Genomic DNA, 25073 nt, shown 5'->3' on the forward strand with positions numbered 1-25073 from the left:
CGGTTACTATGTATAAAACGTTGCTTGCTCTATTGTTTTCAGGGATCAGCCTGTTGTTACATGCGGATGATTCCTATGTCATACAGGCCCGGATACGGGATGTGAAAGACGGGACTGTATTCTTCCTGAAACAATTCAGCACGCAGCGGATTATAAATTCGATGCGCCTCGAAGGAGGCAAGTTGCAAATGAAAGGCGAGCTGGTAGACACTCCCCAACATCTTTGGCTTTGTACGACCGTCAAAGATGAGTTCTATTATTGCGACCTGCTGGTAGACACGGGGAAGATCGTGATCGAAGGAAGCATCCACGATTTCCCCAACGGCCTGCACTTCGAAGGGGCTCAAACCCAAATGCAATATGCCGCTTATCTGAACCGGACGCAGGAAGTACATCATAAGCTCGACAGCCTGAACCAATTGTCCATGCAATTGCATAGGCTCAGTACCGGAAGCGATGCATACAACAAACACGTCGTAGACGGAGGTTACAAGCTCAGGGAGGAAATCGAGATAGAACAACTTTCCCGCCGGCTGGACTCCATCCGGTCTGTCTTTATTCAAAACCACATGAACCAGTATGCCGGCCAATTCCTGTTGACGCGCGTCATGAAAAATATTCCGCCCGATTCGCTCAAGGCACTTTACCGCCTCATCCCGGTCGAGATGAAGAAAACCAGGTTCACCCGTTTGATCAGTAACCAGATCAACCCGTATGCCGACAGTTACATCCGGGAGGCGGACGACTTGTTGCGCCTGACAAGCCGCAAATCCGAAGAGATGGACAGCTACGCGGAAGAGGCTTACAAGCTGTATGCCAAAGCAGTCCGGCTCGATTCCACCCGGACAGACGGATATATGGCTTTGGCGACTATGGCCGAGCGGTTGCTTCCGGTTAAAGGGATCGAGGCCTATGATATTTCAATCCGCTACCTCCGGAAATTTATGGAAAGCGATATCCGTCCGAACGAGTATGAAGCTGCAGGGAAAAAGATGGAAGATCTTCAATTCCGAAAATGGCTAAAGCAGAATGAGAGCCCGGAAATGGTAACGGTCAAAGGAGGGACTTTCGAGATGGGATCTACTTATAAGGAAGATAATAACCCGCCTCATCAGGTAAAGGTAGACAGCTTCCGGATCAGCCGGTATGAGATAACGAATTACCAGTTCGCCCGCTTTCTGGCTACGCTGGATAACGAAAAGATAAAAAACAGTCCTCCCATGTATTATCCCTGTAACTGGGGAATCCTGAACGGGGAACCAGTACCGGGTTATGAGGCTCATCCGGCGATCTACATTACCTGGTACGGCGCACAGGAATATTGCAAATGGGCCGGAGGCCGCTTACCGACCGAAGAGGAATGGGAGTTCGCCGCACGGGGCGGCAACTACGGAAACCGCGACCATCTCTATAGCGGCGGCATGGAACTGGACAGCCTGGGTTGGTATGCCGGAAACTCCGGCGGCAAACCGCATCGGGTAGGGACACTAAAACCCAACGAATTGGGTTTGCACGATATGAGCGGAAACGTATGGGAATGGTGCAGCAACACCCAAATAAGAGACGGCAAAGAATATGTCGCCGTCCGTGGCGGAACCTGGTTCAACGAACGTGCCATCTGCCGTCCGACCTGCCGCTATTATATCTTCCCCAACAGCAAACATTTCAACAATGGTTTCAGGCTGGTAAAAGATATTGCCAAACGATAAAAAGATTTGTTTCCTTATTTGATCTTTTCATCATACATTTGTACAAACAAAATATGTATCATGAAATATTCCAAGCAATTCGTGTCTCTGATCTGCCTGCTCACTAATTTGGCAGTTCAAGCCCAGGAAAAGAGAGCGATGACATTCGAAGAGATGGTCGGATGGGAACGCATATCCGAACAACGTATTTCCGATGACGGGAAATGGGTATTCTGCAAGATGGAACCCTGGCGGGGAGATGCCACAATCCAATTATACAACGGCAAAGGAGAAGAGAAAGGTATTTTCAAACCCGCTTCGAAAGCGCAGTTCAGCGCTTCATCCGAATATCTGTTGGTGACAAAAGTCCCTCCTTTGGAAAAGGTGGAAGCCGAGAAACTGAAGAAAACAGACAAGGATAAAATGCCGATGAACAGCCTCGTCATCTCCCGGCTTACAGGCGGAGAAGAGACGGTAGATTCACTCAAGACATACAAACTTTCTGAAACGGCTGATTGGCTGGCTTATCAGCGCGGAAATAAAAAAGACTCCACCCTTTATATCCGTTCGCTCGACGGGATGCAAAAAGATTCGTTCCCGGCAGTAAGCGATTTCGGATTCGCTAAAAAGGGAAATGTCCTATACGTCGTCTCCGACTCTGTCTTATACACCTACATTCCAGAGAAAGGGAACAACCGGATATCCGGCGAAAAAGGAGTATTCAAAAAGATTGCATTCAACGAAACCGGCAACAAGCTCGCCTATCTGTTCTGCGCAAACAAAGACTCCGCGGCAACCCAAAGCAGCCTGTATCTGGCAGAGGACAATGCCCCCGGCAAACGGATCGCGGAACGGGGAGACAAAGCATTCCCCGCGTCGTGGATAATCAGCGAAAACGGAACCCTTTATTTCTCCGAAAACGCAAACCGCCTGTTCTTCGGCACAGCCCCGGAACCCCGACAGAGAGACACGACCGTACTGGCCGAGAACCGGCCGGACGTACAAGTGTGGAGCTGGGACGAAAAAGTGCAATATACGCAGCAGTCCTTTAACAAGGCATCCGACTTGAAGCGGTCTTATACGGCGGTCTACAACATCGGTTCCGGACGTCTTATCCAACTGGCGACTGAAGAACTCCCCGCGCTACAAACCGCCGATGAAGGGAATGCCCCGCTGGCACTTCTCTCCACATCAAAACCATACGGCACACAAAGTATGTGGACAGCCAAAAACTTTTATGACATTTATACGGTCGACCTGGAAACCGGGGAACGCCGGCAGATAAAAGAAAAGAGTCCCGCTCACATGCGTTTCTCCCCGAAAGGGAAATACACATACTGGTATCAGGAGCAAGACAGTTCCTGGTACACCCGCTCCATGACCGACGGGAAAGAATACCGCCTGACCACACCGGAGACATTCATTGCCTGGGACGAAGACAACGATGTTCCGGACTATCCTTCCCCTTACGGAATTGCGGGGTGGACGGACGACGACCAGGCCATCCTGATCCGGGATCGCTACGACATCTGGAAATTTAGCCCGACGGCTTCCTCCTCCCCGACCAACCTGACCGTAAACGGCCGGAAAGAGAAGATCACCTACTCGCTGATTCAACTGGACCGGGAAAAAAGGTCGTATAACCTGGATGCTCCCCAATACCTCAACGGCTTCAACGAAGTCACCAAAGGTTCCGGATATTATACCGCCCGCCTGAACAAACCGGTTGCCCCCAAAGCATTGCTGGCCGGTAACTTCAAGCTGGCCGCCCTGTCGAAAGCGAAAGACGCGGATGCCGTAATCTATACGCAGGAGACTTATGAGCAATATCCGGACACCCGGCTGTCCAACCTCAGTTTCCAGAAATCCATCCGGCTGACGGACGGCATCCGCCAGCAAGACCCGATCATCTGGGGAACAGCCGAGCTCACTTCCTGGATCTCCTTAGACGGCCGCCCCCTGGAAGGTGTCATCTACAAACCGGCTGATTTCGATCCGAATAAGAAATATCCGGTAATCGTGAATTTCTACGAACGCAATGCCCATACACTGTACAGCTACCATATGCCCAGCCCGGGACGTTCCACAATCGACTACCCGTTCTACCTGAGCCACGGTTTTATCATCTTCAACCCCGATGTCCGTTTTACAGACGGCTATCCGGGTGAGAGTTCCTACAATTGCGTGATGCCGGGGATCACCTCCCTGATTGCAAAAGGGTATGTCGACGAAAAAGCAATCGGCGCGCAAGGCCATAGCTGGGGAGGTTACCAGGTTGCCTACCTGGCCACCCGCACCAACCTCTTTGCCGCAATCGAATCGGGTGCTCCGGTAGTCAATATGCTGAGCGCCTACGGCGGAATACGCTGGGGTTCGGGGCTAAACCGTTCCATGCAATATGAACACGGGCAAAGCCGCATCGGGGGGAACATTTGGGAAATGCCGCTGCAATACATCGAGAACTCTCCCCTTTTCAATATGAACAAGGTGACCACCCCGATCCTGATCATGCACAACGATGCAGACGGACACGTGCCCTGGTATCAGGGAATCGAATATTTTATCGCCCTCAAACGCCTCCAAAAACCGGCTTGGCTGCTCAACTACACCGGCGAGCCTCACTGGCCGGTGCGTTTGGCAAACCGCATCGATTTCCAGAAACGTATGTTCCAGTTCTTCCACCACTACCTGCAAAACGCTCCCATGCCTAAATGGATGAGCGAAGGTGTACCGGCGGTAGACCGGGATTTCGAGTTGGGATATTAAAACTCCATCTTAAACGTTGTCCGGACATTCGGGATGGATGAGACGGACAGTTTACCGCCATGCAGTTGCATGATACGTTGGGAGATAGGCAGGCCGATACCGCTACCACCGGATTTGGTGGAATAGAAAGGCGTAAAGATAGCAGACAACCGTTCGGAAGGAATGCCCGGGCCGTTGTCTGTTATCGTTATAAGGAGACGGCCGGATGCTCCGATGCATGCATCTACCTTGACGATTCCATCCTGTTGCCCCTCCACCGCCTGCAATGCGTTCCGGATCAGATTGATCAATGCAAGTGTAACCAGATTGGCATCACCATACATTTGAAGTTCCTTACCAGTCGATCTATCGGCCTTACCAGCGGAGTAAACGATCCGTCCGCTCCCCGGTTCTGCCTGTAACAGCCGTTCCAACTTAGTAAATAACGCCTGTATCGTAACCGTCTTATATTCCGGCTCCGGCAAATGGGTCAGGCGATGATACGAATCGAGAAAAGCCGTCAGGTTCTTTGCCTGGCTGTTGATAACTTCAAGCTCTTCGCGTTGCTGCGATACGGAAGTATGATCCAGATGTTTTAACAGGTCCGCCGAAAGAGATGCAACCGGGGCGATAGAGTTACGAATCTCATGCGTCATCACCCGGAGAATACTTTCATAATAGAGGCTTTTTTCCTCAACCTCAATATGTTTATCGGCTAATTGCCGGAGGATATGATTCATATCGGTATATAAAGAACTCAAAAAGGGATCGGCCGGATCGACCGGGAAATGCTGTGTCGTATCCTCATTCCGCATTGCTTCGAAGAAGACGGACAACTTAGAATTAAGATGGGTTGCCAACCGGATTATAAACAGAGTTATCAACAGGATAAATATCAGGCATACAAAAGACAAGGTATATGACAGCTGCGTTATTAACAACCAGGAGCCAACCAGGGATAAAAGCACAATCAATACTACGCTCCCTACAATCTTAGCATATAACCTGCGACTGTACATGAGGCAAAGATACATTAATTACCACAAACCCACAAAAAGACACACTGAATACATATCCGTTTGAAAAAGGATGCTTGCCGCCCGAGAAAGGGACCGTTATCCGTTTGGAAAAAGGTGGTAACCTTTCCTCCGGAAAGCAGGCACCTTTTGCTCCGGAAGTCGGTACCTTTTCCCGAACGGCCTATAGGCTATAAAATATAGCTATAAGGGTATATTTTATAGCTCCCGTCCCATAAGAAACTACCCTATAAGGTGTTTTTAATGCGCCATCACACACTTGCAACACATTAAATAACTGCGAGTTGTTGTGAACCTAGCGATTTTCATCGATATTGCCAGTACTTCCGTGTTTACCGCCTTGCCTCCTCCATTTTTCTCTATTTATTTACTTCTTCTTCTTTCCATTTGTTTTTAAGACAAAGGCAGGTACTCTTTTATTTTTGGAAAAAAGGGGACTGCGGAGACGCTTACCTGCATGATACGATCAAGGGTTCACAGGGTTCACACCAAACCACTGTCCTTAAATTGTTTACAACGATGTGAACCCTTTATATAGTCACATCTTTACGGTTATTGGAACGTGGAAAGATGATTGCAGGTATCTTTCCTCAATATTCCAGCGCGGTTGCCATGAAAGGATACGGATTGTACGTTTATTTACGAATAAATAGTAATAAACTTGTTTTTAACAAATTAAATTGCTTTATTTGTATCAGACTATCTAATGCAAATAAAGTACAAACAATTAATCCGGAGATTATGAACAAGACAACAAGACTTTTAGGAGGTTTGCTGATTGCCGCAATAGCAACATCCTGCGGAACGGGAGGCAAAAACCAACCCGCACAAACCACCGATCCGTTGGCCAATAGCCCGGTAGTCGGTCAATATGTACAAGTGGGGGATGATCAGGTTATGTCGTGCGACCAGAAATTCCTGGGCGATACCGTACGCATCCCGCTCAGCCACTTTGCCGAAGAAATGGAGATTGTCAAGCTGGACAGCCGGGATGAGGCATTGGTCGGACAAACCGCTATAACAGTCTCCGATAATTATCTTCTGGCACACAGCGGCTACCCACCTACGGCATTCAAACTCTTCGACAGAAAAGGAAATTATATTGCCGAAATAGGAGGAATCGGTCAAGGGCCGAATGAATATACATCTGTCTACGACGCCCAGATCGACGAACTGAACCAACGTATCTACCTTATGCCCTGGCAAAGCGACAAACTGTTGGTTTTCGATATGCAGGGGAAGGTTTTGGAACCGATCCCGCTCGGTTATCGTTGTCCGAAAGCAAGATTTTATGTCGATCCGGTCAAAGGTACAATTACCGTAGCAACGCTTCCCTGGTCGAAGACACCGGCAATCGTATGGATACAAGATAGGACAGGGAAACATCTGCAGGAAATAGAACCGGGACATCTGAAAGTTGAACACGATACCTTCAATCAGGAAATTATGTACAGCCCTACTCTTCCTGACGTATTCAATCTTTGTCTGTTTTCCATGTTCCCGCCGCAAGTGGACACCCTGTATCAGTATGATACGGAAAGAAACCGTCTGAAACCGGTCTTTACATTCAATCATACGATAACCGACCCGGTTCCCTGGCACGGCTACTTCGAATGGCCGGATCATTTTGTAGGAGAATTTTCAGAACCTCCCGTCGAGCGAAAGACTGAAGAATCATGGACCTTCACACAAGGGGAAACCTTCTCGTATATCATTGACAAAAAGAGCGGCAAAGGGGCCTACCTCAAACTGTATAACGATTATCTCGGGAATCAGGACATACAGTTTCCCGATGGTATTTTCAATAAAGGATATTTCGTCCGCAGCATCGAACCGGGCAACCTCCTGACCGACATCGAGAACGCGCTGAAGAAGCAGGACATTACCGATGCCATGCGTAAGAAACTCACAGACCTGCAAGGCACGATCGACGAAGATGACAACAACTACGTCATGATCGCCAAGCTCAAAAAATAATCTTCCATGAACAAACAACTACTTCTCATCCTGTTGCCGGCACTCCTGTCGGCAACAGGATGTAAACAGCAAAAGGAATCCGAAGCGGGAGAACCGGCAGAACAGACAGCAGTTCATCAGCCGCTTCCGCCGAAATACACGGCCCGGTACGATCAGTCGGTTCCACCTGCACGTATCGATATAGAGAAAGCAGTTGCCGACTCCGTCCCTGTCAACCTGAGTAAGGTTGCCTCTTCCATCGAGTATTTTATGGTCGGAGACGACAAATACCCGATTACAGATGTAGTTGCCGCTAACGAAGGTTTTATTGCACTGAATCAGCCTAAGCTATATCTGTATCGTAAAGGAATGAAGCGGAAACGGGTGGGGTTGAAGACAACGTACGGGAACTGGATAAATGTATCCGGCACAAAAATCTGTTTTGATAAGGCCACCACGCGCCTGTATGCACATCTGAAACGGATCAATCCCGAAACCGGCTACGGAGAAAAATATATTGTGGAACTTCCTCCGTTGGACACTGTTTTGGCAAGAGTTTATTATCTGTATCCGGATTCGTTGCCCAACCGGTTTTTCCTTCCTCAAAAAGCATCCTTCGTCAGATATCTGTCACCGGATCGATATGTTACCAAAAAGGAAAACGAGAACGGACATCCCGAAGGCATTATAACATTCAATCTGAACAGTGATACAATCTGTACATTTACCGGAGGCATAGATCCTACCACTAAGGTAGGTGCTTACTTGTATCAGCCTCCCTTCTTCGACAAAATATACCGCCATGGCGAGCAGATCACATTCCGTCTGTCTTTCTGCGATACCATCTACCGGCTCGTGGACGATCAGACTTATGCCCCGGCATTCGTTACCGATTTCGGGAAGATGCGTCTGACTGCAATCGAAAACATCCAGGGGAAAGATCTGAAGAACAAGGCATGGATGAGCGCACTCGAAGAGAATGCCAAGGCCCTCTTTATCCAGATATATAAGGAAGGGAAAAGCACAAAAAGCGGCTGGCTGGATGCAGACCGCGAGCCGGACAGGCCATCGGAAGAACGGCAAATCGTTTATTTGAAATCATCCAAACAGACTTTTGCACTACCGTTTAAAAGCCGGGGGCTTACAAACGACCTGGACGGTGGCCTCCCCTTCTGGCCGGACGGGCAGACAGATGGTTACCTCTATATGATCCGCCCCGCCAAAGAGTTGAAAGCTAATATTAAACTGACTGGATCGCCCAGGCAGAAAGAATTGAAAGCGTTTCTGGACGGCGTAGACGAGAAACAGAATGTGATGATCGTTGTCAAATAAAAAAGCAATTGTAGAAATATGAATAAACTTCTTGCCCTGATAATCGGTGTATGCTGTTCAGCCTGGACAGGTTGCAGCAGCATAAGCACCAAAACACTGGATGAATGCCCCGTTGTGACTCAAACAGAAACTCTTGCCGGGCATCCGTTAACGGTATGCGACCAGAAACTGTTAAACGATACTCTGCAAATACCTCTCAGCCTGTTTGCAGAAGATTTGGATATCATCCGTTTCGATAACCGGGATGAAGCGCTGATGGGCGAACAAATGGTTATCGTTTCAGAAAATTACCTGCTGGTATGGAATCAGGAACATCCGGTCAGACTATTCGACCGGAAAGGGAAATTCCTGACAAACATCGGAGCGAACGGACAAGGCCCGGGTGAATATCAATCCCTTTACGATGCGCAGATCGACGAAGCCAACAACCGGATCTATATGCTCCCCTGGACAGTCGGCCAACTACTGGTTTACGACTTGCAGGGGAATGTGTTGCCGTCTATTCCGCTTTGCCTGAATATCCCGAAAGGCAAACTATGGATCAACGCAAAGGATTCCCTGATAGCCGTATTCGCCCTGCCCTTCCCCAATATACCGGCAGTAGCCTGGACACAGGATTTCAAAGGGGAACGGAAGAGCTTTATTGAAGCGGGATCGCTCACGGCCTACGATTTTAACTCGGAAGTATATTGCGGTTACAACATAGACGGCGTGTTCGATTGTATGCTCAACTATTACCTGCCGGCACGAAAAGACACGCTTTATCATTATGATTTTCATAATAACCTGTTGATGCCTCATTTCACAATGACTTTTACGACCACCAATCCGGTCCCGAACCATACATTTTATGAACTGCCGCATCATTTCCTGGGTACTACAGCCGAAAGCATACAAATATCCAAAAACATCTTCGGTTCCACCAATCACAAACATTTCATCATCGATAAAGCAACCGGAAAAGGCGCTTATATGCACCTGATCAACGACTTCCTGGGAAACGAAGAGTTGCCGCTCAGTAGCTTTGACGGCAATTTTCCTCCCTACCCCAATTTCCGCAACGGTTACTATATCCTGAACCAGGACCCGGGAAACCTCCGCGACAGACTTGAAAAGAGCATGAAAACAGGCAAACTTTCCCCCGAACAGAAAGAGAAAGTAACCCGACTTCTCAACTCCATCAACGAGAACGACAACAACATTCTCTTTTTAGCTAAGTTAAGGAAATAATTCATTACATTTACCACAAATACAGTTTTAAGATGAAAAAACAGTTCCATACTTTAAGTATTCTCTCCGCACTCATGATGATAACGGGATGTAAGCAAGCGGAAGAAGCGAAACAACACATTCCGACCGCCCCGCAGACGGAAGCCCGGATAGACCGTTCCGAGCCGGTGAAGATCGTGGATGTAGAACAAGCCTCGCAGAAGCCCGAACCGTTGAAGTTGAGCCAGATCGCATCCAAGATCGAATACTATACCGTTGGAGACGCCCGGTTCACCGTCACCCAGGCGATCGAGCTGCCGGACAGCAATGCTTTTATCACGTTCAACAATCCGCGCATCTACTACCGCAAACAAGGTATTCCGAGTAAGCGGTACGGCTTCAAAGCATTGGCCTATAAATGGAACAACGAGATGAACGGACAGAATATGTTCTATGACAAGAAGACAACCCGTATGTATGTAGCCCTCAGCGGAAAGACACAGGAAACACGGAGAACCGGGACGGACAGCATCCCCTTCATCGGCGTTTTGCCGCCATTGGACACGATGCTGACAATCAAAAGTTACTTCTTCCCCGAAAGCCCCATCGAGAAATACCAGCTCGGCCGGCGTGGCGATAGGCTGCTCGGCTTCTCCTCCACCGGCTACACTTTGTGCAGCTACAGAGAAACGGCGGGAGAACCGGACGGAATCACGACATTCAACCTCCAAGGCGATACACTCTGCAAGTTCCGGTTGAAAGAAGGGGAATTGGCCCCGCGCACGATGACGGACAGCATTCCATTCTTCCAAACGTTCTACTGGAACACCGGGCAAGACAAAATGACATTCATGATGCCCTATTGCGACACCGTCTACCAGTTGCATGATCCGCAAACCGTCGCCCCGCTCTATGCCATCCGTTACGGGGAGCAAGGACTTAACCTGAAAGAGATGAAAGATGCTAAAATCCCGAAAGGCAAAATGTGGCTGAAAACCTTTTACGAGAATCCCAAAGGGCTGTTCATGGGCCTTTACCAGAAAGGGGGACGGATCATCGCAAACTGGATCGGTTGGGAATATGACTACAAACCGAGCTTGACCCACCAGGCTGTCTACCTGAAAGAAGAAGGACGCACGGTCATGCTGCCGGCCGACAAGAACAGGGGCTTCATCAACGACCTGGACGACGGGATGCCTTTCTGGCCGGACGGACAAACAGACGATTGCCTGTATATGCTCCGTACCGTCACGGAAATGCGCGTACTGGTGAAACGAACCGGCTCGCCCAAGCAAAAGAAACTGCTCGAACTATTAGACAACCCGAAGGTGTTGGAACGGGATTATGTGATGATTGTCGTACGATAGGGACAAGCCCCCGGTTACAAACCGTATTTCCGCATCTTGTTATATAATGTCTGCCGGCTGATATCCAACTGTTGGGCACAGAGCGTCAGATTGCCGTTCTTCTCGCGCAGCACTTCACTGATAAACTGCTTCTCCATCTCCTCCAAGGTCACCGGGTGGGATGTGGAAGCCGTTTTTTCTATATGGGAATCGTCCGCCCCAAGCGAAGGCGAGTCTGTTAGCAGGACGGCCCGCTCGATCAAAGCCATCTCTGCCCGCTCTTTCCGCCTCCGCCGGAAAGCCTCTTTCAAAGTCGCCACCAGCTTCTCGTTATCCCAAGGTTTTACAACAAAATCCGCCGCTCCCCTTTTCAAAGCGGAGATGGCCAGTTCGATATCACCAAAGGCAGTGATCAAGACGACTTGAGGCGGATCGGGACGGTCGGCGATGCGCTCCAACCAGAACAGACCTTCGCTTCCATCATGTCTCCCGGTACCGAAATTCATATCCAGCAAGACAACGTCAACATCTTCTTCACGCAACAAAGCTGGCAAAAGCGTCGGGACAGACACTCCCACTACCGTTTTGAACTCGCGTGCCAGAATCATCTTCAACGTTTTCAGCACCGCTTCGTTGTCATCCACAAGGATTATTTTCCCGTCCTGCATTGTCTCATTTCTTTTAGTAATACATAAAAATAAAATGGTGTAAATGATGATTTATGTACCATGTTATTACCCACTATCTATCGGCAACAAAAATAGGATTTAATACCTGTCTTTCCGAAAAAAGAATAACTTATTTTTCCGGCGTTACATTCGTGACGATATGACAATATGACAATAACCTGAAATCAGAAAAGAAACGTATAAAAGGCTTTATATTTGCAAAAGGACGCTTGGCCCTTTACCTTTGCGATGCGAAAAAGAAACACAGCCCCTTTCCTGAACTGTCCAACAATTAGACAATTTATATGCTCTCCGGAGAAAAAGAAGATTATCTTTTGACGCGTTCGGGAAAAGAGGATAGTTTTGATTCGTATAAAAAAATAAAGTCATGAAAGCTGTAGCACTCAAACTCGTCCTCCGTAGTTGGTGGCGAAACAAAACATTCTCCGTTATTTCGATTGTCAGCCTGGCGATCGGGATTGCCTGCACGAACCTGTTGGCGGCTTTCGTCATCTATGAATTCAACATTGAAGCGGGCAATCCGGATAAGGACCGGATCGTCTATATGGCACAAGATTCGCCGATGAAGTCGGGAGAAACTGTTTCGTATGTGGCCGGTGACATTCCGGTCCAGTTGAAAGAGAAATATACGGAAGTGGAAGATTACCTGCGTTTCAATGCGATCGGTTGCAGCTCCGTCACAATAGGAAACAAACAATACGAACCGATTACGATTGCAACTACCGATACGGCATTTCCCCGTTTTTTCAGGTATAAAGTGCTATACGGCGATCTGCACGACGCACTTTCCGCCCCGGACAAAGCTGCATTAAGCGAATCATGCGCCCGGAAACTGTTCGGAGATGTAAATCCGGTGGGAAAGATCGTTCAAATAGATCTTACGGATGGAGGTATGCGATACAATGACGAAACAACGGAACCTTCCCGCTCTTTCCAAATCGCCGCCGTATTGAAAGAATATCCGCAATCCTACCTCACGTTCGATATGCTTACCGGCAACGGACAGGATTTCTACGGCGGGATCACTTTGCTGAAAGTCTCCGCTTCGTTCGACAAAAAGGAATTTGCCAAGAAGATAAAAGCGGATGGAGTCCCTACTCTCCAACAAGAGAAAGGAAGCTATCATTTCTACACCTTGCAGGACTCCTATTTCCAACGCTATACGCAAGAGACCATCCCTTACATCACCCGTTCCCAACGTCCGCTGTTACTCGTCGGGATGATCTCGGCGCTACTGATTCTGCTGATCGCTTGCTTCAACTATATCAACCTCAGCTTTTCCCGGATTCTTAAACAGATACGGATCGTACACACCCAGAAATTGATGGGAGCGACACATGCTGAGATCAATTACCAACTGTTTTTAGATACATTCCTTACGGTCGGCATCGCATTCCTGCTCTCGCTGATGATCGCCCATGACCTGATCCCGCTATTCAACCGGATCATGTCCGGACGGATCACCACCGGCTTCTTCCTAAACAGGCAGGTCTTGCCTTTCATCTGCGGACTAATCCTGATCCTCTCCGTCATTCCCGCCTGGTACATGAGCCGCAAAGTCTCTGCCCTGACGGATAGCAACTACCGCCTGTTCTTTACCGGAAACAAGAAGCGGAAGATTGTCACCGCACTCTCCATCGCACAATACGTCATATCCATCGGGCTGATTATCGGCACGCTGACCATACACGCGCAACTCGGGCTGATCCGAAAGAAAGGAGAATGTTATCGCAACCTGATCGAGATCGGGAACTGGAGAAGCAGGAATCCGGACGTCAGCACATTTGCGACTGAGCTGAAGAACAAGCCCGAAATAGTTTCCGTCACACGCGCCGGAGGCTCTATCCTCAATGCCTGGCTCCGGCAGATCATTATTGAAAACAAGGATGGATCGGAGACCTATTACTCCATGATCCAGTATATGGGAGAAGAAAACCTCCTGCAAACATTGGGCCTGCAAATCCTCCGGGGTGTAACTCCGCAGGAAGCGATACGGAAATATGACCGCCCGGTCTACATCAACCAGCGGTATGCCGACATACTGGTTCCTGCCGGCGAAGATCCGATCGGGCATCCGGTCAACCAGTACGACAAGTCTTTCAACGACGGTCCGGCCGGCAATCCGGAACAGGCGTGTACGATCTGCGGGATCGTAAGCGACCTCTACATCAATTCGATTGAAGAAGAGGCGATGCCTTCCCTGGTTTATCTCAACAATTCAAGTGCCGGGAATTTCCAAATGCTTTACATCAAGCTAAACGAAAAATTGAAAACGGAAGGAATGGAAGCGATACGGACCGTATGGGAAAAGGTAAATCCCAGCGAATATTTCACCTACGAAGATGTATATGCCGTATTCATGCAACGTAACCGCAAAACGACCGATATGGCGAACTTGCTGTTGATGTATTCCGTCATCAGTATCTTCCTGACTTGCTTCGGCCTGTTCGGAATGGCTTTGTACGCGACCGAGCAACGGACAAAAGAGATCGGCATCCGGAAAGTGAACGGAGCCAGTACCCGGAGCATCATGTTCCTCCTGATCCGGCAGTTCATCAAATGGATAGCGGTAGCATTCGTGATCGCAGTGCCTCTAACCTGGTTACTACTGAACCGTTGGCTGGAAAGCTTCGCCAACCGGGTGAGTGTTTCGCCGCTCTATTTCCTGCTGGGCGGAATTATCGTCCTGGCTATCACGTTGCTGACGGTAGGCTGGCATACTTACCGGGCCGCCTCGGGCAACCCGGTAAAAAGTCTCAGGAGTGAATAAAAGAGAAATTATCCGTTCACTTTCTTATAGTCGGCCAGGAAAGTAGCCAAGCCGCTATCGGTAAGCGGGTGTTTCAATAAGCCTTTGATAGCGGAGAGCGGGCAGGTTGCCACATCGGCGCCTGCCTCCACGCATTGCATGATATGTTGCGTGGAACGGATGGAGGCCGCCAGGACCTGCGTGTCATAATCATAATAATCATACATTTCGACGATCTTGCGCACCAGTTCGATTCCGTCACTGGCTATGTCGTCCAAACGGCCTACAAAGGGAGACACATAGGTCGCACCGGCTTTGGCCGCCAACAACGCCTGCCCGGGAGAAAAAACGAGCGTACAGTTCGTACGGATGCCTTTGCCGGAGAAGTGCTTGATTGCCTTAATACCGGTTTCGATACAAGGGACTTTCACCACGATATGCGGATTCAGGGCGGCCAACTCTTCACCTTCCCTGATCATGCCTTCGTAGTCCGTGGCAATCACTTCGGCACTCACGTCACCATCTACCATTTCGCAGATCTCGATGTAATGTTTACGCTGGTTTTCTACTCCCTTGATCCCCTCTTTTGCCATCAGGGAAGGATTGGTGGTAACGCCGTCGAGCACACCTAATTCGTTTGCTTCCCGGATCTGATCCAGGTTAGCCGTGTCAATAAAGAATTTCATCGCCTGTTTTTATTTAAGTAACTATAAGATATAACAAGCGGAACCGCATTATAGTTTATGCCGCTTCATTGATTTTCAGAACTCGAAACGTATACCGGCTCCTATGCCTACCAAGGTCGTGTTCTCGGTGCGATAGCTCACCGGCTGGTTGTTATCGAAATAATAAGAATAACGCGGTTCCAGGTACAAGCTCCAATCCCTATAGAAACGGTAAGAAACGCCGATAGACAGGTTCAACGACCATTGCAGACCGTCTATACCGGAACGATAGGTGGCCGATTTATGCTCCTTCAGGTTATACGCGTCCAGGCGATAAAGGGAATGCAACCCTTTCTCCATCATAAAGCCTCCGGAAAGATACACGTTCCAGTTCGGATTGTCACACAACTTAATCACTAAGTTGACCGGGACACCCAAATAATGGAGGGCGAGTGTCGCTTTATAGCTGGCAGATACGTTTTCCTGCATTTTCGAATATAAGTATGTATAGACCAGCCCGCTTTCAAGAGCGACACGGTTGTTCAGGTTCTTGCGGACCGTAAAGCCGAAAGATAGCGGAGGCGCACAATCTATGTCGGCAAAGGATTCCGGCTTCTTATCCATGTCCAAAACCGGCTCTTTGTCAATAGGAGGATGAGGCCAACCGGGTTCCGCCGGATCATTATTCATGCTATCGTTAGAAGCGTCATCCATTCCGTCCAGAAAATGAAAAGAAAGATGTCCTCCTGTCCCCATATTCGCTCCGACTTGCCATTTGCCGCCTTTCGCTTTTGGCCGGTCCGTCCTTGCGACCAGGTTCCCGGCACGACGTTTTTCCGGTTCCGGTCCCCGATGTCGTACGCCCGGAATTTTTACCTCCGGTTGTGCGGTTTCCGCCTTAGCAGGAAGCCCGACTTCCCCTTCTTCTCCAATAGCATCTTCCCAAGCAATCGTATCGACAAGAACGGGAACGACTGCATTCTTTTGTACTACACGGGCAACTACCCGTTCCCGCGCTTGATGCGGGATCGCAAAGGGACCTCCTTTATCCGGTCGTTGCTTTTCAATATCCATTTTCTTAGGATTCGTCCGTTCAGCAATCTGTTCGTTCTTCTGCGTTCCCGCGTCAAGCGCGGGAACGAGTTCGGGTTCGTACAAGCGGATCACGAACAACAACGCAAGAATAGCTACGGCGGCAGTTATCCAGCCACCGATCCGCCAGACGGAAAGACGCGGACGGCCGGTCACCTTCGCCTCGATCTGTTCCCAGCACTCCGTATCAACGGGCAGCCGGTGATCTTCCAGTTTCTGCTTTAACTTTAAACTGAACAGGTCTAAATGCTCATTATGTTCTGTTTCTGCTGACATTGTCCTGCGCTATTAAAGATTGAACCATTTCCTGCAATGCTTTCCTTGCCCGCGCAAACTGGGAGCGGGAAGTGATCTCCTGGATATGAAGCATAGCCGCTATTTCCTTATGCGTATATCCTTCGATGGCATACAGGTTGAAGACGGTCCGGTAACCGTTGGGCAACCGGGAGATGCATTCCAGCAAATCGCCGGCCGACAAGCGGTCCAGCACGGAAGCATCCACATCTTCAACCTGTTCTCCATATTCATCAATCGGGGCACTCAACCGGAGAGCATCGTATTTACGGAGATATTCGAGTGCCGTCGTCACAAATACCCTTCGTATCCAGGCGCCAAACGGACCTGTCGCCGAATAGGTATGTATCTTGGTGAATACTTTGATAAATCCATCCTGAAGCAAGTCACGGGCCGTCTCCCTGTCACGGACGTAACGGGCGCATACGCTCATCATGGCAGGTGCGTACAGCTCGTATAATTCCTTACGAGCCGATGCTTCGCCACGCTTACATCCGTCGATTAACAGTTGTTCGTCCATAAATACTTGCTACTCTCTGATTATATGATGAAACAGGTTTCCGGATAGTTGCACCTATCTTCATTATTTATATACAAATATCTAAATTTATTTTTATCTTCGCAGAAATTAAATGAGTTGTTGTATGAAGCGGGGAATAAATTTAATCATATTGTTATTGTGCACATTATGTCTGCAAGCACAATCCGATCTGACTTGGATCAGGACCAGAGAGGGGAAAATGGTAGCAGTACCTAAACGGGCGGTTTTCGACCTGAACCTACCCAAGTTCGCATACAAAAGCTTTACGCCATCAGAGAGACAACTGATCGAAGCCAAGCTGCGTGAATTCATTCCCGACCTGCCGGTCCAATCGGCCTATGAGCAGGAGCGTCCGATGGATATGATTATTTCATCTGCCGCTTACCAGCCTTTCTTCAATCCGTACACACCGATGTTAAGGCGCGTTTCGCCGATGGCACTGGATTTCCATGAGATCTCGGTCGTCCCTGTCGGCGAACAAGTGGACTTTATCACAAGCGGACAACAATACACATGGCCGGGCGTAGGCGGTCTTACCCGGATCAATACGGAACTGCTATGGACACACGACCGGTTCTCCCTGTCGGGAGGCGCTTTCGCCGGACGCTATTTCACACCGTTCAACCCCTCGCCCCAATTCATGGGCGGCTTCAACGCGATGGCCAGCTATGACTTGACCGACTGGATGACGGTCAGAGGCTGGGGACAATATACGTTTTACGATCATAACGAGAAAAAGAACCCGCACATGCTGATGAACCCGTTCTACAATCATACAAACGTAGGCGGCGCATTCGAATTCAAGGTGAACGACAGCGGTTTCAAGGTCGGCGTAGGAGTCAACTACGAATACAATCCGATCCGTGGAAAGATGGAACGCCAGTTCATGTTTTACCCGGCAGGTAAGATCGGAACGTTCCGGATCGGAAACTGAACAGAAAGAAAAATTAAACAAAAACACATAATCACATGAGAAGATCCAATCCTACACAAATGGACAGATACAGAAACATCTTTCTTTTCATCCTTATATCCGTCATCGGCTTTTCCTGCAAAGAAGCGCAAGAACCGGACTGTAAGATAAATATTCTCTGGAATAATGAAAAACAGACCATAGACGGCTTCGGTGTTGCACAGGCCGGATGGTCGGATAAACTTTACGCGCATTTCAAACGGGAAGAAGTGCTGCAAAAAATGTTCGGAAACGAAGGACTCCGCCTCAGCATCCTGCGGGGTGAAGTTTTCCCCCATTACTGGGAAAACCCGCAAGACAAAGATTTCGACCTCGATGCAGATATCGACCTTCCCCTGACGGACAGTTTCTTCACCGGAGAATCGGATGACCTGAAACGTCGCGGACAATTGTGGATCGCCCGTTATGTAAAAGAGAAATGCAAAACCGACAAACTGTTCTTCTCCGTCTGGAGCGCGCCGGCTTACATGAAAAGCAACGGCAAAGTGTCGCAAGGCGAACTGAATCCGGCTTATAACCAGGCTTATGCCGATTACCTTGCCGCATTCTACCAGGCATACAAATCCGTCGGATTGGAACCTTATGCTATTTCACCATCCAATGAACCCGGTTATGCAGCTCCCTGGAACTCTTCTTTATGGACGCCTGAGAAGATGGGCGAGTTCATTATGGAATATCTGGGGCCGACTTTCCGGAAAGAAGAAATACCGGCACGTATCGTATTCGGTGAAAACCCGTTCTGGTCAGCCGTCAGCCAACAAGCGGCTTTCGTTTCTTCCCGGCATTTCACCGATGCAATCATCAGCCAGTATCCGGGCATAACCCAATACCCGGTAATTGCTGCCGGACACGGATACACGTTGCCCGACTCCTACCCGGCCCCCAAAGACAGCCTAAGTACACCTATCGAACCGTTTGGCGAAGCTGAAAAGACGGATATCCCGGTCTGGCTAACGGAAATAAGCAATACGGAAGCCTTAGATACCACCATCCGGGACGGTATCGAATGGGCAATCACATTCCATAAGTATCTGTCCATAGCCAATGCAAGCGCCTGCATCTGGTGGGCTGGTGCACTCCCCGCCGGGAACAATGAGGGATTGATCGTGCTGGATCCCGACCGGCAGAATTACCTGACGACAAAACGTTTCTATACATTCGGCAACTTCTCCCGTTATATTCCGGTCGGAAGCAAGCGCATCGGTACCGAAATCAGTAGTGCCGCCACGGACAGTTTATTCTTCTCCGCCTATAAAAACGGGAAAGACTTCACCGTTGTGGCAATCAACCCGACAGCCACCGGCAAACGTGCCAGCCTGCAGATAGACGGACAGGTTTTATCGGGGAAATTAAACTGTTTCCTTACCGACGAAAAGAACAACTGGAGCAGCTCGGAAACAAAAGGAAACCAAATCGAGATCCCGGCTAACAGCGTAGTGACGGTTACCGGAACGATCAAATAGAAGAAACTGAAAAACTAAACATCAAGAATAAAACAACATAACCATGAAACGTCTTCACTTACTCTATATCTTCCTGTTCACGCTATTAGTGCCCGTAACAAGCTATGGACAACCGGCTGGAAAAGAGAAACTGCGGGTTGTCTCCTACAATATTTGGAATGGTTTCGAGAACGATACTTCCCGCCGGACAAACTTTATCAACTGGGTAAAAGGACAGCAACCGGACATTCTGGCCATGACCGAACTGGTGGGTTTTACGGAAAAGGATCTGGGTAAACTGGCCTCCGAATACGGTCATAAGTATTATGCCATCGTGAAAGAAGAGGGATATCCTGTCGGCATAAGCTCCGACGAACCGATCACAGTCGTCAGGAAACAGGTGGAAGGTTTCTGGCACGGTATGCTGCATGTCCAAACTCACGGGCTGGATATCATCGTCACCCACCTCAGTCCCCACGACTGGAAATTTCGTTTGAAAGAAGCGCAGATGTTGACAAAATACATACAGGACAACCAGCTGGACGGTTGTATGATCATGGGAGACTTCAACTCTTATTCGCCTTTTGATGCCGATTGGGTAGAAACGCACGGCCAACTGATCGAGAACATGCGGAAGTGGGATGCCGAACAGGAAACATACCGGAATATGCGTGACGGACGGTTCGATTATTCCGTCCTGTCCCAGTTCCTTTCGGCCGGGCTCACCGACATATGCCGTATGTATGTTCCCGCCGATAAACGAACGACATTCCCGTCCGCTTTCCTCTACGGATGGCAACATGGCGACACCCGCCTGCACGGGATAGGCGAACGGTTGGATTATATACTGGTTTCTCCGTCCTTAGTTTCCCGGTGTGTCGATGCCCATATTCATAACGGGATAGAGGCGGAAGGGATTTCAGATCATTATCCGGTCAGCGTGGACCTTCAAAAGAAATGATATCCCTTTCATCCCACTCATAAATACATTCCGTTGCGCTACCCAGTACTCCCGTTCCCCCTTCCACGTTGGAAGGGAGACGGATCGGTTCTGCAAAACCGGCTGACGCAAGATCGCCGGTAAAGGAGCCGGACTTAAGTTCCTGCAACGTCTTCAAATAATCAAAATAGTCCTTGGAAATAGCCTGCAGATAAAAACGGAACTTTCTGGGATAAAGAATCGACTGGTCTTCCTTGCTCTGATAAATAGTATAACCATACCATCCGAGAGGAAGCTGCATGCTATAAGTCCGTCCATCTATCAGCTCATCGGAAAAAGCCCCCCAATAGTTGTTTTGGGAACCTCCGGTACCAAAAATATAATCGAAAGCTGTTACCACGTTTTTAAACAACGGTTCTTCGGAAAAGTGGATGTAGGTATAATTCCAATAAACAGTATCACCCTGATTTACGTCGAAACCGTTAACTCCACCTTCATATCCATATCCTGCCCCATTCTCATATCCATATCCATATTTGCCACGCCAGAATTCTTTTCCATAGATCAGGTAATAGTTCGCCTCTGCCGGCTCATCCTTGACCGTCAAATCCAACGTGTAATTTACACTATATTGACGAACAGAATCATCATCTACAACCAATGATTTCTGAGCCAGCAACCGACAACTGGCAACCGGCATAGGCAGCGGAAGTTCGGAAACAGCAGCAATGTCAGGATAGCCGGGAGCGGAAGCCGTGATACGGATACGGTCACCGGCCGAAGGAGAATAGGCCGCTTCATAAGAACCGGATTGAGCCTCTTTGGCTGGAGCGACAAATGTCAACTGTTCAAGGAAAACATCGTTCACATATAATCTCACGTCTGCATCCGGGATCGTCAGGTTAGGTTTTCCATCCGTATGGAACCAGGTACGGGAAAGGTTTGCACGTACCGGTTCACCCGCTTTCGCCACCCCGTTAAGCACCAATTTCGGAGCGGGCTTGAAAGAATCGAGTTCAACGATTTGTTCACAACTTTGAAAAAACACTGCCAAGAAAAGCAGGAACGGGAATATCTTGTTTGTCTTCATCTTCTTTTAAAATTTATAAGTGTAAGTGATAGACGGGACTATCGGTAAGAAACTATATTGCTTAAACACAGGATACGATTTCTTTTCGGCAGAATCATACTCTTCCGTCTTTTCGATCATAAAAGGGTTCATCCGGCAATAGGCATTGTAAACGCTGACATTCCAGATACCCATACGTCCCTTTTTCTTCGGACGATAGATATTGATTCCCAGGTCAAGACGATGATAGGCCGGAAGCTGGTAATTATTGCGATCGCCGTAAAGGTCGAACTCCTCTTGACTGGAACTGCCATATGGATCCTTAGACGGAGGATTCAAGCCCTCGTAATTTTCTGTCGAGAGCGTGGTATAGTTGCCGGATGTATAGGTCCAGGCAGCCGAAAGTTCCACACGTTTCGAGAGTTTATGCATGACGACAATATTCAACTTATGGCGGTTGTCGTAGCGGGAAGGGAACCGGCGTCCCCCGTTCAGTTCGTCAAACTGGCGGTCCGACCAGGCAAGGGAATATCCGATCCAGCCGGTCGTACGTCCTGTAGACTTCCTCACCATCCATTCCAAACCGTAAGAACGTCCTTTTCCGGCAACCAACTTCCGGTCCCATGTGATCGATGAGGGGACCAAGCTGTGTCCATCCTTATATTCGAGCAGGTTACGGCTATCCTTATAATATCCTTCCATCGAGAAGTCCAGATCCTTCCAGTTGTAGTAGGCACCCAACGAATACTGGTCGCTGATCAGCGGCTTCAGGTTGCGGGTGACAGGCATCCACGAATCGGTCGGCAAATTAAGAAAACTGTTGCTGATAAGGTGCACATATTGATTCATCCTCGAATAGGAAGCCTTCAAACTAAGGTTTTTGCCGAGCAGCCAGCGCAGAGATACGCGCGGCTCGACACCGGTATAGGTTTTCCGGTCGATGTTGAAAAGGCTCAAACGGACTCCGGCGTTCAGACGGAGCGCAGGCGTCAATGTCCAGTCGTCTTCTGCAAATGCCGACAACTCGTATGCCAGCAATTTCTCGTTGCTGAACACTTTGCCGACCTGCATGGAATCCGGTTTATTACTCTCCTCTGTCAGGAAACGGCTGTATTCGGGACGGAAATCATGCCGCACATAATCGCCTCCGAAACGGATATGATGGCTCGACACCGGCTGATAGTCAAACGACGTACGGACACCGAAATCATTGATCCCGGAAGCGCTGACCGTTTCGTCAAAACTCAGGGAATAGGCTTCGTTATTATAATCCCACGACTTCTCTTCTTCCCGGTAGGATATTTTCGCATTATAACGGGTATAGAAACCGGCAATCTTACCGAACAGGCGGTTATTGAACGCATACGTCCAGCCAGCGGAAGCGACAAGATTCCCCCAGCGCATGGAAACCCGTGTTTTATCCAGATAGCCACTGATAGAGCCATCCCTCTTCGGATTGTCTTCACTTGTAACCTTCAGCACATCGTTCCCGTTATAGATACTGACAAAGAGACGGCTCCGGTCGTTGACGCGGTGGTCTATACGGGCATTCAAATCATGAAAGGCATAACGGAAATTAATATCGGAACTCTTATCTTTTTTCACGGCATTGAAGATTGCCAATGTGGGAGCGGTAATCGCATCGAGCCAAGTACGGCGTAGAGCGATCGAAAAGGAGGTACGATCTTTGACAATCGGACCTTCCAGGCTCAGGTTCCCCGCAATCAGCCCGACCGACGCACTACCGTGGTATTCTTTCATATTTCCTTCCTTCGTCTGCACATCGACAACCGACGAAAGGCGGCCGCCGTAACGGGCAGGAAAACCTGCCTTATAGAAATCCATACTTTTGATCGCTTCGCCGTTAAAAGCGGAAAATATTCCTCCCAGGTGGTTAAGCTGATAAACCGGATTGCCGTCTATCAAGAACAGGTTCTCGTCGACATTCCCCCCGCGCACGTACAGGCCGGAGACACCTTCGGTTCCCATCGAGACGCCCGGCGTCAGCTGTAATGTCCGAATAATATCCGCTTCACCCATCAAGGTCGGAGTGGCGCGGATCGTCGCCTGGTTTACCTCCAAGGCGCCCATCTGCACATTGTGGACGGGCGAACGCAACGAACGTTCATTGCCAGTCACCACCACTTCGCCGATCGAAGCATTTGTCTGTAAAAACAAGGTAAGCATCGTATCGCGTTCTAATGCGGGAAAATCGAGTTTCCGGTTTTCATAACCGATATAGGATACCGAAATCCGTACCGGATCATCGGAGGCAGGTATCGTAAGGCTAAAAAAGCCAAAAGCATTCGTAGCAATCCCCAGCCGGCTGCCGATATCATACACAGAAGCCCCGACCAGGGATTCTGCGGAAGTTTTATCCCGCACAAAACCGCTGATCGTGACCTGCCTGGGTTTGCGTTTCAGAACGACAATGTTTCCTGTCCTCTTGTACACGATCGGATAGCTGGCAAAAAGTTGTGTCAGGCAATCGTCAAGTGCTGCATCTTCCACCTTGAAACTCGTCTTCGGAAACTCTTTCAACAAAGATGATTCATACGAAAAAGTCACTCCGGCCTGCTTCCCGATCTCTGTCAGAATCTCTTTCAAAGAAACGTTCAGCATGTTCAATGTAACCGTTCGAACCTCATCTCCACCGTTTACCTCTGCCAACATCTTCTCTGACATCAAAAAACAACTCAAACACACAAATGCACAGGTAAACCATCCTCTCAACATTAACTTCTTCATCTTATCTTTATTGACTTTTCATCCATAAGACAGGGAAAACGGAAAAACCCCTATCCGATCCGGTAAAAAAAGAAATAAAAGCAAATTGTCAGATGAAATGCGAGTATTCCAAATGCTGGTTTGTCAATGCACTTTGTAGGGTTTAGCTCCTAAAAAGACAAAATGCATTTCACATTTTCCCATAAACGATCTTTACACTAGGGCAACCGCACCAAATCCAGCAGTAACAATTTTTTATTTCCATGGAGAGAAAAAACCGTTTTTATCCCGAATAATTCTTTCTTAAGTGCCTGCTAATTCTGTAATCGGTGTCAGTGACTTTATAATCAGTGGTTGTGATTATATAATTGCTGGCACTGATTTTATAATCACTGGCACTGATTATAGAATTGATAGGCATTCCGATGTTTTTTATGCCTATGTAGATAAGTTTTCTTGTAGCGGGGATAGATTATTCCTTATATTATGTAGTCCATAAGATCGTATTGCTTAAAAATTTTGGTGCGGTCGCCCTGTCACGGATAGCCTTAAGGGTATATTTTATGGCCTTAGGGCTAT

General features: G+C 48.6%; 17 protein-coding genes. 10 read left to right on the top strand and 7 right to left on the bottom strand.

All coding sequences use genetic code 11. From position 1 onward, the window contains the following. The first annotated feature begins 8 nt into the window (after positions 1-8). Positions 9-1709, top strand: coding sequence for a formylglycine-generating enzyme family protein (locus tag ACPYIV_RS13410; RefSeq protein WP_425883444.1), 1701 nt, complete (start codon positions 9-11; stop codon positions 1707-1709). Positions 1710-1769: 60 nt separating this feature from the next. Beyond that, on the top strand, positions 1770-4454 hold the full coding sequence (locus tag ACPYIV_RS13415; protein ID WP_425883446.1) for a prolyl oligopeptidase family serine peptidase: 2685 nt from the start codon (positions 1770-1772) through the stop codon (positions 4452-4454). On the opposite strand, the gene ACPYIV_RS13420 is transcribed toward ACPYIV_RS13415, so the two are convergent. Further along, positions 4451-5452 (bottom strand): HAMP domain-containing sensor histidine kinase, encoded by a 1002-nt coding sequence (locus ACPYIV_RS13420; protein WP_321781476.1) that lies wholly within the window; start codon positions 5450-5452, stop codon positions 4451-4453. The two genes, ACPYIV_RS13415 and ACPYIV_RS13420, sit on opposite strands and share 4 nt — an antisense overlap. A 759-nt stretch (positions 5453-6211) precedes the next feature. Here ACPYIV_RS13420 and ACPYIV_RS13425 point away from each other — a divergent pair. Genes ACPYIV_RS13425 through ACPYIV_RS13440 form a run of 4 tightly spaced genes read left to right on the top strand, consistent with a single transcriptional unit; the run spans position 6212 to position 11334 of the window. Further along, complete coding sequence (locus ACPYIV_RS13425) at positions 6212-7447, top strand: 6-bladed beta-propeller (protein ID WP_425883448.1); 1236 nt, start codon at positions 6212-6214, stop codon at positions 7445-7447. A 6-nt stretch (positions 7448-7453) separates the two neighbouring features. Continuing rightward, a complete protein-coding gene (locus ACPYIV_RS13430; protein ID WP_293734360.1) occupies positions 7454-8758 on the top strand; it encodes a DUF4933 domain-containing protein in 1305 nt (434 codons plus the stop codon). A gap of 18 nt (positions 8759-8776) precedes the next feature. Further along, positions 8777-9988, top strand: coding sequence for a 6-bladed beta-propeller (locus ACPYIV_RS13435; RefSeq protein ID WP_293734361.1), 1212 nt, complete (start codon positions 8777-8779; stop codon positions 9986-9988). 32 nt (positions 9989-10020) lie between these two features. After that, positions 10021-11334, top strand: coding sequence for a DUF4933 domain-containing protein (locus tag ACPYIV_RS13440; protein ID WP_293734362.1), 1314 nt, complete (start codon positions 10021-10023; stop codon positions 11332-11334). Between the two features lie 14 nt (positions 11335-11348). Here the strand turns inward: ACPYIV_RS13440 and ACPYIV_RS13445 are convergent, their stop codons facing one another. Then, complete coding sequence (locus ACPYIV_RS13445; RefSeq protein WP_425883451.1) at positions 11349-11981, bottom strand: response regulator; 633 nt, start codon at positions 11979-11981, stop codon at positions 11349-11351. Between the two features lie 388 nt (positions 11982-12369). Between ACPYIV_RS13445 and ACPYIV_RS13450 the strand changes: the two genes are divergently transcribed. Next, on the top strand, positions 12370-14772 hold the full coding sequence (locus tag ACPYIV_RS13450) for an ABC transporter permease (RefSeq protein ID WP_425883453.1): 2403 nt from the start codon (positions 12370-12372) through the stop codon (positions 14770-14772). Positions 14773-14780: 8 nt separating this feature from the next. Here ACPYIV_RS13450 and fsa read toward each other — a convergent pair whose 3' ends face one another. The 3 genes from fsa to ACPYIV_RS13465 all read right to left on the bottom strand — a co-directional run bounded on the left by fsa (position 14781) and on the right by ACPYIV_RS13465 (position 17322). Continuing rightward, a complete protein-coding gene (gene fsa, locus ACPYIV_RS13455; protein ID WP_299360829.1) occupies positions 14781-15437 on the bottom strand; it encodes a fructose-6-phosphate aldolase in 657 nt (218 codons plus the stop codon). 75 nt (positions 15438-15512) lie between these two features. After that, positions 15513-16784 (bottom strand): porin family protein, encoded by a 1272-nt coding sequence (locus tag ACPYIV_RS13460; protein WP_425883455.1) that lies wholly within the window; start codon positions 16782-16784, stop codon positions 15513-15515. Continuing rightward, positions 16762-17322 (bottom strand): RNA polymerase sigma factor, encoded by a 561-nt coding sequence (locus tag ACPYIV_RS13465; protein WP_293734550.1) that lies wholly within the window; start codon positions 17320-17322, stop codon positions 16762-16764. Before ACPYIV_RS13465 ends, ACPYIV_RS13460 begins: the two co-directional genes overlap by 23 nt. 124 nt (positions 17323-17446) lie before the next feature. On the opposite strand from ACPYIV_RS13465, the gene ACPYIV_RS13470 reads away from it, so the two are divergent. From ACPYIV_RS13470 to ACPYIV_RS13480, 3 genes are read left to right on the top strand one after another with little or no spacing between them, the layout of a single operon-like run. Next, positions 17447-18277: a hypothetical protein gene (locus tag ACPYIV_RS13470; RefSeq protein WP_425883457.1), complete on the top strand. Its 831-nt coding sequence runs from the start codon at positions 17447-17449 to the stop codon at positions 18275-18277. Positions 18278-18312: 35 nt separating this feature from the next. Further along, a complete protein-coding gene (locus ACPYIV_RS13475) occupies positions 18313-19779 on the top strand; it encodes a glycoside hydrolase family 30 protein (protein WP_425883459.1) in 1467 nt (488 codons plus the stop codon). 43 nt (positions 19780-19822) lie between these two features. Next, on the top strand, positions 19823-20719 hold the full coding sequence (locus ACPYIV_RS13480; RefSeq protein WP_425883461.1) for an endonuclease/exonuclease/phosphatase family protein: 897 nt from the start codon (positions 19823-19825) through the stop codon (positions 20717-20719). Here ACPYIV_RS13480 and ACPYIV_RS13485 read toward each other — a convergent pair. Both ACPYIV_RS13485 and ACPYIV_RS13490 read right to left on the bottom strand, forming a co-directional pair. Beyond that, complete coding sequence (locus ACPYIV_RS13485; protein WP_425883463.1) at positions 20694-21788, bottom strand: DUF4249 domain-containing protein; 1095 nt, start codon at positions 21786-21788, stop codon at positions 20694-20696. The genes ACPYIV_RS13480 and ACPYIV_RS13485 overlap by 26 nt on opposite strands. Positions 21789-21794: 6 nt before the next feature. Beyond that, a complete protein-coding gene (locus ACPYIV_RS13490; protein WP_425886523.1) occupies positions 21795-24503 on the bottom strand; it encodes a TonB-dependent receptor domain-containing protein in 2709 nt (902 codons plus the stop codon). Positions 24504-25073: the final 570 nt, after the last annotated feature.

This window comes from Parabacteroides vesiculifaciens, from assembly GCF_049860805.1.
In the GTDB taxonomy this organism is placed as follows: Bacteria; Bacteroidota; Bacteroidia; order Bacteroidales; family Tannerellaceae; genus Parabacteroides.